The organism is Pseudomonas sp. TWI923 (assembly GCF_039673365.1).
Classification (GTDB): domain Bacteria; phylum Pseudomonadota; class Gammaproteobacteria; order Pseudomonadales; family Pseudomonadaceae; genus Aquipseudomonas; species Aquipseudomonas sichuanensis.
This window is the reverse complement of the sequence record NZ_JBDJLM010000104.1, coordinates 1-13,470: the sequence shown is the minus strand read 5'-3', so window position 1 is coordinate 13,470 and position 13,470 is coordinate 1. Positions and strand designations below refer to the sequence as shown.

Below are 13,470 nucleotides of genomic sequence, written 5' to 3'. Positions count from 1 at the left end.
CTCCCACAGAGAACATGCAAAACCCTGTGGGAGCGGCTTTAGCCGCGAAGAGGCCGGTACAGGCACCATCAACCCTTGCCTTTGGTCCGGGTCTGATTCGGCCCGCCATTCTTTTCCAGGTGCTCGATGATCATCCCGGCCACATCCTTGCCGGTGGTCACCTCGATCCCCTCCAGGCCCGGTGAGGAATTCACCTCCATCACCAGCGGCCCGTGGTTGGAGCGCAGGATATCCACACCCGCCACGCTCAGCCCCATCACCTTGGCCGCGCGGATCGCCGTCATGCGTTCCTCGGGGGTGATCTTGATCAGGCTGGCCACGCCACCGCGGTGCAGGTTGGAGCGGAATTCGCCGGGCTTGGCCTGGCGCTTCATCGAGGCGATCACCTTGTCGCCGACCACGAAGCAGCGGATGTCGGCGCCGCCGGCCTCCTTGATGTACTCCTGGACCATGATGTTCTGCTTCAGGCCCATGAACGCCTCGATCACCGACTCGGCGGCCTTGGTGGTTTCGCACAGCACCACGCCGATGCCCTGGGTGCCTTCGAGCACCTTGATCACCAGCGGTGCGCCGTTGACCATCTGGATCAGGTCAGGAATGTCGTCCGGCGAGTGGGCGAAGCCCGTGATCGGCAGGCCGATGCCGCGGCGTGACAGCAGCTGCAGCGAGCGCAGCTTGTCCCGCGAGCGGGCGATGGCCACCGACTCGTTGAGCGGGTAGACGCCCATCATCTCGAACTGGCGCAGCACCGCGCAGCCGTAGAAGGTGACCGAGGCACCGATGCGCGGGATCACCGCATCGAAGCCTTCCAGCGGCTTGCCGCGGTAATGGATCTGCGGCTTGTGGCTGGCAATGTTCATGTAGGCCCGGAGCGTGTCGACCACCACCACTTCATGGCCCCGCTGGGTACCGGCCTCGACCAGGCGGCGGGTGGAATACAGACGCGGATTGCGCGACAGCACAGCGATCTTCATGCAGCACCTGTGACAGTGGAAAGGGTGGCCGGGAAGGCCGGTTTGTCCTGGACGTACTTGAGGCCGGGGTTGACGACCAACTGGCCATGGATGAGCGCTTTGGAGCCCAGCAGCAGCCGATAACGCATGTTCTTGCGGCAGGCCAGGGTGAACTCCACTTCCCAGACCCGGTCGCCAAGTGCCAGGGTGGTGCGGATCACGTAGCGGGCCTGGGCCTGGCCGTTGGAGCTCTTGATGCTTTTCATGGTCACCAGCGGCGCCTCGCAGCGCCGATGGCGCAGTTGCACCACCGAGCCCAGGTGCGCGGTGAATCGCACCCAGGGCTGGCCATCGCGCTCGAAGGGTTCGACGTCGGTGGCGTGCAGGCTCGAGGTGCTGGCGCCGGTGTCGATCTTGGCGCGCAGGCCGGCCAGGCCGAGGTCGGGCAGGGCGACCCACTCGCGCAGGCCGATCACAGTCAGGTGGTCAAATGTCTTCACGGAGCGTGCCCTGCGGATAAGGTGGTGAACTGTAATGACGGCACGGACTTTTTGCATCCGTCAGTCACGGTAGTACAGTTCCGTGAAAGACAGAATTCGAGGAAAAACCATGGCACAAAAGCCCGAAGACGATGACAAGGTCCGCCTGGACAAATGGCTGTGGGCGGCACGCTTCTACAAGACCCGCGCACTGGCCAAGGCGGCCATCGAGAGCGGCAAGGTGCACTGCCGGGGCGAGCGTTGCAAGCCAGGCAAGGAGCCACGGGTGGGCGACGAATTCCTGCTGCGCACGGGCTTTGACGAGCGCACCGTGGTGGTCAGGGCGTTGTCGGCGGTACGCCGTGGCGCGCCGGAGGCGCAAGCGTTGTATGAAGAAACCGCCGAGAGCGTGAAGCGCCGCGAGCAGGCGGCCGAGCTGCGCAAGGCGGGGGCGATGGGCGTGACCACCGATGGGCGGCCGAACAAGAAGCAGCGTCGGCAGATTCACCAGCTGCATGGCAGTTTCGAGTGATGGGATTACGTAGTTTGTAGGAGCGGCCTTGTGCCGCGATGGGCTGCAAAGCAGCCCCAGAATCTCTGCCTTTGCACAAATTCGGGGGCTGCTTCGCAGCCCATTGCGGCACAAGGCCGCTCCTACAGGGACCGCGATCAGTTGATCACATGGCGCGCATCACGCTCATGCGCCCGACCAGCGGCAGTTTGCCGAACAGGTCGAACAGCGGCGCCGTCCAGCGCACCAGCGCCCGGCTGGCGTTGGCCGCCAGCGGCGTGTGGCAGCTCCAGCCCAGGGCCAGCACCGCCATCAGCAGGCCACCGATGTAGTCATCCTGGCCCCAGTGGGCGCCCGCTACCAGGCGCGGCAGCATGAACAGGCAGGCCAGCGCCCAGATCACCAGGTGCTGTACCAGCCGGCGGCTGAACAGGCTCATGAACAGCGCCCAGACCAGCAGCACCGAGGCATGGTCACCCGGGAAGCTCTGGCCGGAACGGTCCTTGAGCTCCCACTTGGCTTCCAGGTTCGGGTAGAGGTCACTCAGATGAACGGCGTTGTCGATGACCATCGACGGGCTCTTGTGTTGCCAACCCATTGCACCGACCCACTTGGAAAACAGCGCACGAATCACCACTAAGAGTAAAAGGGTCACCAGGAAGCCGAAAAACGCCTGGCGCACCTGAATTGCCTTGAATACCCAGTCGCCGCGGATCAGCAGCGACAGCATGATCACCCCGACCAGGAGGTCGAACGGGCGAAGGCTGCCGACGGCCCAAATGGAGCGCCAGAGCACATGGTCGGCCAGTGGGGCGTTGAGGCTGTGGAACAGCCACTCGTCGAAAGTCAGGCACAGGTTCTGGCCAACGGGCCATAACCAGAAACACAGTAGTGCGATGGGCACCAACGTGCAGGCTGCCAAGGGTCCCCAGGACCACCTTGCTTGGAACAGTGGTCGATTATCCATAAAATACCTCGATCTCCAGCGGGAATTAGCGCCTTGTGAGCGCTCTATGACGGACCTTTCAGTCTCCTGCAATTATTTTGTCATCATTTTCAGATAGCCAGACAACCATGAGCGACTTGCCAGATACAGATTTCACCCAACGCTTCCTGTTCGACGACCGCGACGTGCGCGGCGAGATGGTCGCGCTGGAACGCAGCTACGCCGAGGTGCTGGCCAAGCACGATTACCCGCGCCCGGTCCGGTACTTGCTGGGCGAGCTGATGGGCGCCGCTGCGCTGCTGGTCGGCACGTTGAAGTTCGATGGGCTGCTGGTGCTCCAGGCTCAATCCCAGGGCCCGGTGCCGCTGCTGGCCATCGAATACACCAGCGAGCACGAGATCCGCGGGCTGGCGCGCTATGAAGCCGAGCAGATCAAAGAGGATGCGAGCCTTGCCGACCTGATGCCCGGCGGCCACCTGGTGCTGACCATCATTCCGGTCAACGGCCAGCGCTACCAGGGCACCGTCGAGCTGGATGGCAAGGACCTGTCGGAGTGCTTCACCAACTACTTCGTCATGTCGCAGCAGGTGAATACCAGCATCACCCTGGCCGCCGATGGCGTGCGCGCCCGTGGCCTGCTGGTGCAGCAACTGCCGGCCGAGATCCACAAGGACATCGAGGAACGCGACGAAAGCTGGGCCCACGTGAAGGCGCTGGCCAACACCGTGAAGGCCGAAGAGCTGATCGGCCTGGACAACGAAACCGTGCTGCACCGCCTGTACCACGAGGACGCGGTTCGCCTGTTCGATATCCAGCCGCTACGCTTCCGCTGCAGCTGCTCGCGCGAGCGTTCCGGCAACGCCCTGATCAGCCTCGGCGAGCCCGATGCCAAGGCGCTGGTGGCCGAATGCGGCGGCCAGGTCGAGATCGATTGTCAGTTCTGCAATGAGCGCTATCTCTTCGATGCAAGCGATGTAGAGCAATTGTTTGCCGGTGGTGGCACCGACGCACCATCAGAAACTCACCACTGAAACGGTTAACTACAGGACTTTCTCCTGTCGAATTGCGCAAAAGCGCAGTTCTGACAGGAGGGGCCTACTTTTTTTGGGCGTTTCTGGCATAATCCGGCCACTTTTTTCGCTGTAGTAGTTTTTTCGAGACAACTACAAAACGTTTGGAGCACTCGGCCTCGGGCCGGATGGGGTATCTCATGACGCAAGCCAACAACACCGTGTACACCGACCTGAGCGTCGATGAGCTGGTAAAAGAAGCGCTGTCCCGCGGTGAAGGCGTGCTGGCCGATACTGGCGCGCTGGTGGTGGAAACCGGTCATCGCACCGGCCGTTCGCCGGCTGACCGTTTCATCGTCGAAGAACCTTCCACCCAGGACCAGATTGGCTGGGGCCCGATCAACCGCAAGTTCCCGGCCGACAAGTTCGATGCCCTGTGGGACCGCGTGGAGGCGTTCAACAACGCCCAGGATCACTTCGTTTCCTACGTTCACGTAGGTGCCGCGGCCGAGCACTACCTGCCGGTCAAGATGACCACCCAGACCGCCTGGCAGAACCTGTTCGGCCGTTGCCTGTTCATCAACCCGGAGCAGTACAACCCGGCTGGCCGTGGTGAGTGGCAGATCCTCAACGTCGCCAACTTCGAGTGCGTGCCTGAGCGTGACGGCACCAACTCCGATGGCTGCGTGATCATCAACTTCGCTCAGAAGAAGGTGCTGATCGCCGGCATGCGTTACGCCGGTGAAATGAAGAAAGCCATGTTCTCGGTGCAGAACTTCCTGCTGCCGGCCGCCGACGTGCTGCCGATGCACTGCGCCGCCAACATCGGCGAAGAGGGTGACGTCACCCTGTTCTTCGGCCTGTCCGGCACCGGCAAGACCACCCTGTCGGCCGACGAAAGCCGTTACCTGATCGGTGACGACGAGCACGGCTGGGGTGAGGGCGTGGTCTTCAACATCGAAGGCGGTTGCTATGCCAAGTGCATCGACCTCTCCGAGAAGAACGAGCCGGTCATCTGGAAAGCCATCAAGCACGGCGCGGTGCTGGAAAACGTCGTGATCGACGCCAACAAGCACGCCGACTACGCCGACGTGAGCCTGACCCAGAACAGCCGTGCCGCCTACCCGCTGGCGCACGTCGAGAAGGTTTCGGCAGAGAACCTGGGCGGCGAGCCGAACGCGGTCATCTTCCTGACCTGCGACCTGACCGGCGTACTGCCGCCAGTGTCGATCCTGAACAACGAGCAGGCGGCCTACCACTTCCTGTCCGGCTACACCGCGCTGGTCGGTTCCACCGAAATGGGTTCGGGCGGCGGCATCAAGTCGACCTTCTCCACCTGCTTCGGCGCGCCGTTCTTCCCGCGCCCGGCTGGCGTTTACGCCGAGCTGCTGATCAAGCGCATCAAGGCGTTCGGCTCCAAGGTCTACCTGGTCAACACCGGCTGGACCGGCGGTGGCTACGGCGTTGGCAAGCGCTTCAGCATCCCGACCACCCGTGGCGTGATCGCCGCCATCCAGAGCGGCGCTCTGGTCGGTGCCGAAACCGAGCACCTGGACATCATCAACCTGGACGTGCCGAAGGCCGTTCCGGGCGTCGAGACCGAGCTGCTCAACCCGCGCAACACCTGGGCTGACAAGGCTGCCTACGACGAAGCTGCCCAGGGCCTGGCCAAGCTGTTCATCGAAAACTTCAAGAAGTTCGAAGTTTCCGACGCCATCAAAGGCGCTGGCCCGCAGCTGTAAGCGGCTGCCGGCTCGAATGAAAAAGCCGCCCTTCGGGGCGGCTTTTTTGTTTCTGCCCTCAGGGCCATTGTTGTCGAGCGTGCAGAATGCGGATGATCTCGATCCGATCCACCAGGGTTCGGTAGACCATTACATAGTTCGGATGCACGACGATTTCTCGTGTTCCGGGAAGGCGCCCGGGCTTGTATAGCGCTGGGTACTGTGCGGCGCGTCTGGCCTTATCCCTGAATGTTTCATCCAGCACTTCGGCTGCAATCGGATTGTCCACGGCAATAAGCTCAAGGATCCGCATGCGATCCTTGTAAGCCATGGACGACCAGGTAAGGCGCATCAGCCTTTTTTGGCTCGCAACTCAGCGCGGCGGGCGGCAAAGAATCTTTCTACCTCGGCATCATCCATAGCGGGCGAGGGATCGCGCAGGCTCGCTTCGACCTGCTCGACGAACCAGGCATCGTAAGCGGCGGCCTCATGGGCGCGCTTGAGTGCTTGAGCGCGATCCGGTCGTTGGTAGGTGCTGGTCTGTTGTGGGTCGTAGGTTGAGGTATCGACCTGAAAATGGTCGATGCCCAACTCGTGCAGGTAGCTGACAAGTGTTTCGAACTTCTTGAACAGCCTTACATTGCCGCTACGCTGCGCAGTAAGCACGTGCTCTTGGTCGTTGATGTCGACCTGAATGGCCCAGCCGCCAGGCTGCCCGACGATATGGGTGGCGTTGATGCGCCCATTGGCGGCCATGCGGCTGAGGTTGGTGTGATCCAGCTGTTGGGTAGGCACGGGCGAGTGTCTCGGTTTCATGAAGATGGACCATGCTATGCAATCTATTGTTGATTGCGACTATAGGCGTTCCCAAGTCCGTGTGGGAAGCTTCCCTGATGTGCAAAAGACAACACAGGACAACCCATGACCGAATCCCCTCAACGCGCCGCCTTCTCCCATTTCCACCCGATCCTCACCCGCCCCCAGGACAACGACCTCAACGGCCACCTCGCCGGTTCCACCGTGCACGGCTTCTTCGAGACGGCCATCCAGGCATTCCTCGTCGAACAGGCCGAACTGGACCTGCGTGACGGTGACCTGGCCGGTTTCGTGGTCAGTTCGGCGGCAGACTTCTTCGCGCTGCCTGGCTTCCCCGACGTGCTCGAAGTGGGCCTGGGCATCACGCGCCTTGCGGGCAGCACGGTGGAATATCGCCTGGCGCTGTTCCGCCCTGGCGAGGCCGAAGCCTGCGCGGCAGGTACCTTGGTGCAGGTGTTCGTCGAGCGTGCTTCGGGGCGCCCGGCCGCCTTGCCAGAGACGCTGCAATTGATCCTCGCCGGGCTGTCGCTCAATCGTTGAGGCGGATGATCCCTTCGCGTACGGCAAACAGCACCAGCCCCGGCACGTCGTGGATCTGCAGACGGTGCATGATCTGCGAGCGGTGCGCCTCCACCGTCTTGATGCTCAGGCCCAGGCCATCGGCGATGGAACGGGTGGTTTCACCACGGGCGATCAGCCGCAGGATCTCCAGCTGGCGGGTGGTCAGCGGCGTCTGCACCTGACCTGCCGGGCGTTTGCGGCTGTGCTTGAGGGCCTGGTCGATGACCATCGGCAGCACCGCCGATGACAGGTACTGGCCGCCGTGGCGCAGGGTCTGCAGGGCCTGCTCCAGCTCACCCACCGAGGCATTCTTGAGCAGGAAGCCATGGGCGCCGAGCTGCAGGCAGTTGAGCACGTGTTCCAGCTCGGAGCGTGCGGAAAACATCAGCACGCGGCTGGCCGGGGCGCGAATGAACAGTTCCTGCAGGGCTTGCTGGTTGTCCAGCTCACCGCTCATGTCGAGCACCACGATATCGGGCTTGAGTTTCTCGGCGAGGTTCACGGCGGCCATGGCATCACCAGTGTCGCCGACCACGGCGAAGTCCTTTTTCTGTTCAAGCAGGGCGCGCAGGCCGGCGCGAAAGAGCGGCGAATCGTCGGCAAGCAGGATACGGCAAGGCATGGGTCAGGGCCTGTTTCGCAAGGGAAGGGGGGGCGGCAGGCCGGCACGATCCGCATGGGCACTGCGGCGCGGGGGCGCAGTCAGTGCCTCTGATCATAAGCGTTCGAACACCGAGGGCAGCAAGGGGCGCAGGGGCAGGTCCAACTCGTGGATGCTCTCGCTGTGCCCGATGATCAGCAAGCCGCCGGGGCGCAGTTGTGCCAGCACACGCTGCAGCACCTCGCACTTGTACGTTGGGGCGAGGCTGGACAGCAGGTTGCGCAGCAGAATGGCGTCGAACTGGCCGAGCCGTTCCGGCAGGGGCTGAATCAGGTTGATCACCTCGAAGCCTACCTGCCCGCGCAGGGCGGGGGCGACGCGCAGTCGCCCGGCCATTTCACCCACCCCGCACAGGCAGTGGCGGGCCAGCCAGCCTTCCGGGAAGTAACGGGCCTGGGCAATGTCGTAAATGCCAGCGGCTGCGTGCTCAAGCACCTGCGGATCGAAATCGCTGGCCAGCACCTGCCAGCCTGGGTGATGGGCGTTTTCGGCGGCGACCATGGCCAGGCTCCAGGCTTCTTCACCGGTGGCGCAGGCGGCGCTCCACAAGCGCACGGGGTGCTGGTGCTCAGCCAGCCAGCCGGCCAGCCATTCGAAATGGCGGTGTTCGCGGAAAAAGTAGCTGTCGCGGGCTACCAGCAGGCGCAGCAGGTGCTCGTGTTCCGTTGTGCCCTGTTCGTTGTCGAGCAGGGCCAGGTAGTGCTCGAAGTCTGCCAGGCGATGGGTTTTCAGGCGCTTGTGCAGCCGCGCTGCGACCACTGCCCGGCGGTCGTCGGCCAGATGTACGCCGGTCGCCTGCACAACCCGTTGGCGAATGCGTGCAAAGCTGGCTTCGCTGAGCAGTGGCGGGCGAGTGCGGGTGGGCATGTTTCAACCTCCCAGGGCTGGAGGCGAGCAGATGAAGAGGGGGCTGATCGCGCGCATTCCCTGCGTCCTGTTCAAGGTGGAAGCAGGGAATGATAGCTAGTGGCAACTGGCCTCCATATCGGGGCGGCCCCTAATCCTCGGGCATTGGCGCAAACGAAAAGGCCCCGCCGATGAGGGCGGGGCCTAGGCGCAAGGCTTAAGCCTGGCGATCAGTCGCGCCAGTGGCGCTTGTGCTTGCGGTGGCCGTAGTGGTGGCCGCGATCGTAGTAACGGCGATCATCGTAGTCGCGGCGATAGCGGCGCGAATCGTGGCGCTCGTCTTCGTCGGCCTTGTTGCCCATGTAGTTACCCAGCGCGCCACCGGCGCCGCCGCCGGCTGCCGCACCGATGTAGCTGCCGGTGGTGCCGCCCATGGAGCGACCGACCACGTTGCCACCCGCTGCGCCCAGCGCGCCACCGATGGCCGCTTCGCCACGCTGGCGCTTGTCGGCACCCAGGGCACCGCCGGCAGCGCCGCCCAGGCCGGCACCGATGGCGCCGCCGGTGCTACCACCGATGGAGTTGCCCACCACGGAGCCCAGTACCCCACCCAATGCGCCGCCAATGCCGGCTTCGGTGGTGCCGCCTGCCATGGCCACGCCGCTGAGCAAGCTGAAAGACAACAACAGAATCGAGGAGTACTTCTTCATCAAGAGAGCCTCAGAGGGATGACGAAGCGGAATTTGAGGCCCGGCGAAGCGGCTGGCAATGGAAATCCGACGAGTAGCACGAGTTGTACACAATTCTCTAAGTTATTGAATTATGTATGAAACTTTCCTGAATTTCGGTGGTCTGAGGCCTTTATGACAAAGCCCTGATCCATTGCGGACAGGGCTTTTTTTGTGGGCGACGCCTGGGAGCGGGCTTGCACGTCCGTTGTAGGAGCGGCCTTGTGTCGCGAAAGGGCTGCAAAGCAGCCCCGGCGATCTCCGCTTTCACGCTGAAATCCCGGGGCCGCGCTGCGGCCCTTTCGCGACACAAGGCCGCTCCTACAAAGACAGTTGCTCCCACGCATCATCTGCGAATTCAGATGATCCGCCCGTCGTCCCGCGCCCGCTCAAGTTTGATGGCAATGAACTTGGACGTCGGTGTATGGCTGCCGTCGCCAATGCTCTCCAGCGGCACCAGCGGGTTCACCTCGGGGTAATAGGCCGCCGCCTGCCCGGCAGGAATGTCGAACGCCAACAGGGTGAAACCATGCACCCGGCGTACATGCTCATCCCCCCACAGCGACACAATGTCGACCTTCTGCCCCGGCTGGAAGCCCAGGCGGACGATGTCGGCTTCGTTGGCGAACAGCACGTCGCGCTGGCCGCGCACGCCGCGGTAGCGGTCGTCCATGCCATAGATGGTGGTGTTGTACTGATCGTGCGAGCGCATCGACTGCATGATCAGGTCCGGCAGTTGGCCGCTGGCGCGCACCCGCTCGTCGAGCAGGCTGTCGGGCAGCAGGTTGGCCTTGAAGTTGGCGCGGCCGGTGGCGGTTTTCCACTGGCGGCTGGCGGCGCTGTTACCCAGGTAGAAACCGCCCGGCAGGCGCAGGCGCTCATTGAAGTCGGCAAAACCCGGGATGGTGTCGGCGATCAGCGCGCGGATGCGGTCGTAATCGGCCACCAGCCAGTGCCAGTCCACCGGCTGCTTGCCCAGGGTGGCGGCGGCGATACCGGCGACCACGGCGGGCTCGGAGCGCATCTGCCTGGACAGCGGCTTGAGCTGGCCGTTGGAGGCATGGACCATGCTGAACGAGTCCTCCACCGTGACTGCCTGCGGGCCATCGCTTTGCAGGTCGATATCGGTACGGCCCAGGCACGGCAGGATCAGCGCCTGCTTGCCGTGGACCAGGTGGCTGCGGTTGAGCTTGGTGCTGATCTGCACGGTCAGTTCGCAGTTGCGCAGGGCCTGGGCGGTGCGTTCGGTGTCCGGGGTGGCCTGGGCGAAGTTGCCGCCCAGCCCGATGAACACCTTGGCGCGGCCTTCGAGCATCGCGTGGATCGCCTCGACGGTGTTGTGGCCGTTGTGGCGCGGCACGGCAAAGCCGAAGCGCTTTTCGATGGCGTCGAGCAGGAACACCGGTGGGCGCTCGTTGATGCCCATGGTGCGGTCACCCTGCACGTTGCTGTGGCCGCGTACCGGGCACAGGCCTGCGCCGGGTGCGCCGAGGTTGCCGCGCAGCAGCATCAGGTTGACGATTTCCTGGATGGTCGGCACCGAGTGGCGGTGCTGGGTGATGCCCATGGCCCAGCACATGATCACCCGCTTGCCTTTGCAGTACATGCGCGCCGACAGTTCGATGTCGGCCAGGGCAAGGCCGGACTGCGCCTCGATCTGCTCCCAGGGCGTGGCATCCACCACCGCCAGGTACTCGTCCACGCCATGGCCGTGCTCGGCGATGAAGGCGTGGTCGAAGATCGCCGGTTCGCCCTTGGCCTGTGCCTCGCGCTCCCACTGCAGCAGGAACTTGGCCATGCCGCGCAGCAGTGCCATGTCGCCGCCCAGGGCCGGGCGGAAGAACGCGGTGTTGGTCGGGCGATCGCTGTTGGTCAGCATTTCCAGCGGGTTCTGCGGGTGCTGGAAGCGTTCCAGGCCACGCTCTTTGAGCGGGTTGACGCACACCACCTGGGCGCCACGCTTCACCGCGTCACGCAACGGGTCGAGCATGCGCGGGTGGTTGGTGCCGGGGTTCTGGCCCCAGACGAAGATCGCGTCGGCGTGCTCGAAGTCGTCGTAGGTGACCGTGCCCTTGCCCACGCCAACGCTCTGGCTCAGGGCAACGCCGCTGGCTTCGTGGCACATGTTCGAGCAGTCGGGGAAATTGTTGGTGCCGTAGGCGCGCACGAACAGCTGGTAGAGGTACGCCGCCTCATTGCTGGCCCGGCCGGAGGTATAGAACTCGGCCTGGTCGGGGCTGGCCAGGTTGTTCAGGTGGCGGGCGATCAACGCGAATGCCGCGTCCCATTCGATCGGCTGGTAGCGGTCGGTGACCGGGTCGTAGACCATCGGTTCGGTCAGCCGGCCCTGGTATTCAAGCCAGTAGTCGCTTTGCTGGCGCAGCGCGCTGACGCTGTAGCGGGCGAAGAAAGCCGCATCGACGCGGCGCTTGGTGGCTTCCCAGTTGACCGCCTTGGCGCCGTTCTCGCAGAACTTGACCATGCCGCTCTCGGGCGAGTCGCCCCAGGCGCAACCGGGGCAGTCGAAGCCGCCGTTCTGGTTGGTCTTGAGCAGGGCGCGCAGGTTCTTCAGGGCGTTGTCGCTGCCAACCCAGGCCTTGGCCACGCTGCGCAGCGCGCCCCAGCCACCGGCGGGGCCGGGGTAAGGCTTGTAGCGAGGGGAAGAGGCGGGGGCGTTGTCCGGGAGTTTTTCGTACGAGGTCACGGCTGTTACTACTCCGCCGCTGGGCTGAATACCCGCGGTGCGCTGTGTTTGGGCAGATGGATAAGGTTGAGGTTGTGCTTGCGTGCCCATTGCAAGGCCAGGCCGGTGGGCGCCGAGAGGCTGACCAGGGTCTGGATGCCGGCGCGCAGCACTTTCTGGATCAGTTCCAGGCTGCAGCGGCTGGTGACGATGGCCAGGCCACCCGTGGTGTCGATGCGCTGGCGCAGCAGGGCGCCGATCAGCTTGTCCAGGGCGTTGTGCCGGCCGATGTCCTCGCGGCCCAGCAGCAGTTGGCCGTCGCGGTCCATGAACAGCGCGGCGTGCACAGCGCCGCAGTGCTGGCCGAGGGGCTGGAAGGCATCGATGCGTTGGCGCAGGTCCTTGAGCCAATGGGCCGGAGGCAAGGGGGCCCCGGGTAGCACCTTCAGTTCGGGCAGCGCCTGCTCCAGGGCTTCCACACCGCACAGGCCGCAGCCGCTGGTGCCGGCCATCTGGCGGCGCTGGTTCTTCAGGTCCCAGAAGGCACGGCTGGAAATTTCCAGGTCGGCATACAAGGCCGAGCCGCTGCCGGAGAGCTTCACGTCATAGATTTCGTCAGTGCCGCTGACGATGCCGCTGCCGACGCTGAAACCGACCGCAAAGTCTTCAAGGTCGGTGGGGCTGACCAGCATCACCGCCTGGTTGAGGCCGTTGTAGACGATGGCCAGCGCTACTTCCTCGGCCAGCGGCGTGTCGTCACGCGCAGCATCGGTGAGCTCGAGGTAGTCGTAGGTGTTGCTGGCGGCGGGCAGATCGAATGACGAAGGCGCCGCGCAGACCGGAGGCTTGCTGTTCATCGGGGCGAATACCGGCGGCAGTTTGATGCCACAAGCCTAGGCCGCCGGGCAGGTGGCGTCTAATCGCTAGCGTCTATGCCGTGATAGACCGCGTCGATTGGTCGCACAGGGGCAGGGGGCGGGATCCTGGCCTAGACTCCTGCTTCCACGGATTCACCCTAAAAGGAGCGCCACATGAGCCTGTTCAGTTTCGTGAAGGAAGCCGGTGAGAAGTTGATCGACCTGCTGACCCCGGGCAATGCCAATGCCGAGGAGCAGCTGAAGAAACACGTCGAAAGCGTTGGTCTGGGCAACCCGAACATCTCGGCCACTGTAGAGGGAGACAAGGTCATCCTCAAGGGCGAGGTCAGCAGCCAGGAAGAGAAGGAGAAGATCATCCTGGCGGCCGGCAACATTGCCGGTGTGGCTGCGGTGGACGACCAGATCACCGTCACCGGGCCGATTGCCCAGGCGGCGGTGTTCGTCACCGTGGTGAAGGGTGACACGCTCAGTGCCATCGCCTTGAAGGTGTATGGCAACGCCAACCAGTACAACAAGATCTTCGAGGCCAACAAACCGATGCTCAAGCACCCGGACAAGATCTATCCGGGGCAGGTATTGCGTATTCCCGACTGACCTCATCGCGGGGGCACCCCCCCCCCACCGGCACGTGGGCGCGGGGGTGGACCCCGCTAGGGCCGAGCGGACAGTGAACAAAC

The 13,470-nt window shown here is 63.8% G+C and carries 15 protein-coding genes; 5 read left to right on the top strand and 10 right to left on the bottom strand.

Annotated features, from left to right (window positions below; translation table 11 throughout):
* Positions 1-68: 68 nt before the first annotated feature.
* Entirely contained in the window at positions 69-974 is a 906-nt protein-coding gene (gene rimK, locus ABE459_RS24165; protein ID WP_110992192.1) for a 30S ribosomal protein S6--L-glutamate ligase, read from the bottom strand.
* Positions 971-1,453, bottom strand: coding sequence for an ATP-dependent zinc protease (locus tag ABE459_RS24160; RefSeq protein ID WP_125462210.1), 483 nt, complete (start codon positions 1,451-1,453; stop codon positions 971-973). The genes rimK and ABE459_RS24160 overlap by 4 nt, the downstream gene beginning before the upstream one ends.
* 109 nt (positions 1,454-1,562) lie before the next feature.
* Between ABE459_RS24160 and ABE459_RS24155 the strand changes: the two genes are divergently transcribed.
* Positions 1,563-1,964, top strand: coding sequence for a S4 domain-containing protein (locus ABE459_RS24155; RefSeq protein ID WP_125462211.1), 402 nt, complete (start codon positions 1,563-1,565; stop codon positions 1,962-1,964).
* A 145-nt stretch (positions 1,965-2,109) separates the two neighbouring features.
* On the opposite strand, the gene ABE459_RS24150 is transcribed toward ABE459_RS24155, so the two are convergent.
* Positions 2,110-2,910, bottom strand: a complete 801-nt coding sequence (locus ABE459_RS24150) for a phosphatase PAP2 family protein (RefSeq protein WP_125857106.1) — start codon at positions 2,908-2,910, stop codon at positions 2,110-2,112.
* 107 nt (positions 2,911-3,017) lie between these two features.
* Here ABE459_RS24150 and hslO point away from each other — a divergent pair, with 107 nt between their 5' ends.
* Together hslO and ABE459_RS24140 are read left to right on the top strand one after the other, a co-directional pair.
* Entirely contained in the window at positions 3,018-3,920 is a 903-nt protein-coding gene (gene hslO / locus ABE459_RS24145; protein ID WP_125462213.1) for an Hsp33 family molecular chaperone HslO, read from the top strand.
* Between the two features lie 179 nt (positions 3,921-4,099).
* Positions 4,100-5,641, top strand: a complete 1,542-nt coding sequence (locus ABE459_RS24140; protein WP_125462214.1) for a phosphoenolpyruvate carboxykinase — start codon at positions 4,100-4,102, stop codon at positions 5,639-5,641.
* A 58-nt stretch (positions 5,642-5,699) separates the two neighbouring features.
* On the opposite strand, the gene ABE459_RS24135 is transcribed toward ABE459_RS24140, so the two are convergent.
* Both ABE459_RS24135 and ABE459_RS24130 read right to left on the bottom strand, forming a co-directional pair.
* On the bottom strand, positions 5,700-5,972 hold the full coding sequence (locus ABE459_RS24135) for a type II toxin-antitoxin system RelE/ParE family toxin (protein ID WP_323830048.1): 273 nt from the start codon (positions 5,970-5,972) through the stop codon (positions 5,700-5,702).
* A complete protein-coding gene (locus tag ABE459_RS24130) occupies positions 5,972-6,415 on the bottom strand; it encodes a hypothetical protein (RefSeq protein ID WP_323830050.1) in 444 nt (147 codons plus the stop codon). Before ABE459_RS24130 ends, ABE459_RS24135 begins: the two co-directional genes overlap by 1 nt.
* A gap of 126 nt (positions 6,416-6,541) precedes the next feature.
* On the opposite strand from ABE459_RS24130, the gene ABE459_RS24125 reads away from it, so the two are divergent.
* Positions 6,542-6,976, top strand: a complete 435-nt coding sequence (locus tag ABE459_RS24125) for a thioesterase family protein (protein WP_125462217.1) — start codon at positions 6,542-6,544, stop codon at positions 6,974-6,976.
* On the opposite strand, the gene ABE459_RS24120 is transcribed toward ABE459_RS24125, so the two are convergent.
* From ABE459_RS24120 to fdhD, 5 genes are all read right to left on the bottom strand, one after another.
* Positions 6,966-7,619: a response regulator transcription factor gene (locus ABE459_RS24120; protein ID WP_125462218.1), complete on the bottom strand. Its 654-nt coding sequence runs from the start codon at positions 7,617-7,619 to the stop codon at positions 6,966-6,968. The genes ABE459_RS24125 and ABE459_RS24120 overlap by 11 nt on opposite strands.
* A 93-nt stretch (positions 7,620-7,712) precedes the next feature.
* A complete protein-coding gene (locus ABE459_RS24115) occupies positions 7,713-8,525 on the bottom strand; it encodes a CheR family methyltransferase (RefSeq protein ID WP_323830053.1) in 813 nt (270 codons plus the stop codon).
* Positions 8,526-8,734: 209 nt separating this feature from the next.
* Positions 8,735-9,214 (bottom strand): YMGG-like glycine zipper-containing protein, encoded by a 480-nt coding sequence (locus ABE459_RS24110; protein WP_125462220.1) that lies wholly within the window; start codon positions 9,212-9,214, stop codon positions 8,735-8,737.
* 376 nt (positions 9,215-9,590) lie between these two features.
* Positions 9,591-11,936, bottom strand: a complete 2,346-nt coding sequence (locus ABE459_RS24105; RefSeq protein ID WP_323830056.1) for an FdhF/YdeP family oxidoreductase — start codon at positions 11,934-11,936, stop codon at positions 9,591-9,593.
* Between the two features lie 8 nt (positions 11,937-11,944).
* A complete protein-coding gene (gene fdhD / locus ABE459_RS24100) occupies positions 11,945-12,772 on the bottom strand; it encodes a formate dehydrogenase accessory sulfurtransferase FdhD (protein ID WP_125462223.1) in 828 nt (275 codons plus the stop codon).
* Positions 12,773-12,946: 174 nt separating this feature from the next.
* Between fdhD and lysM the strand changes: the two genes are divergently transcribed.
* A complete protein-coding gene (lysM, locus tag ABE459_RS24095) occupies positions 12,947-13,387 on the top strand; it encodes a peptidoglycan-binding protein LysM (RefSeq protein ID WP_110992206.1) in 441 nt (146 codons plus the stop codon).
* Positions 13,388-13,470 lie beyond the last annotated feature (83 nt).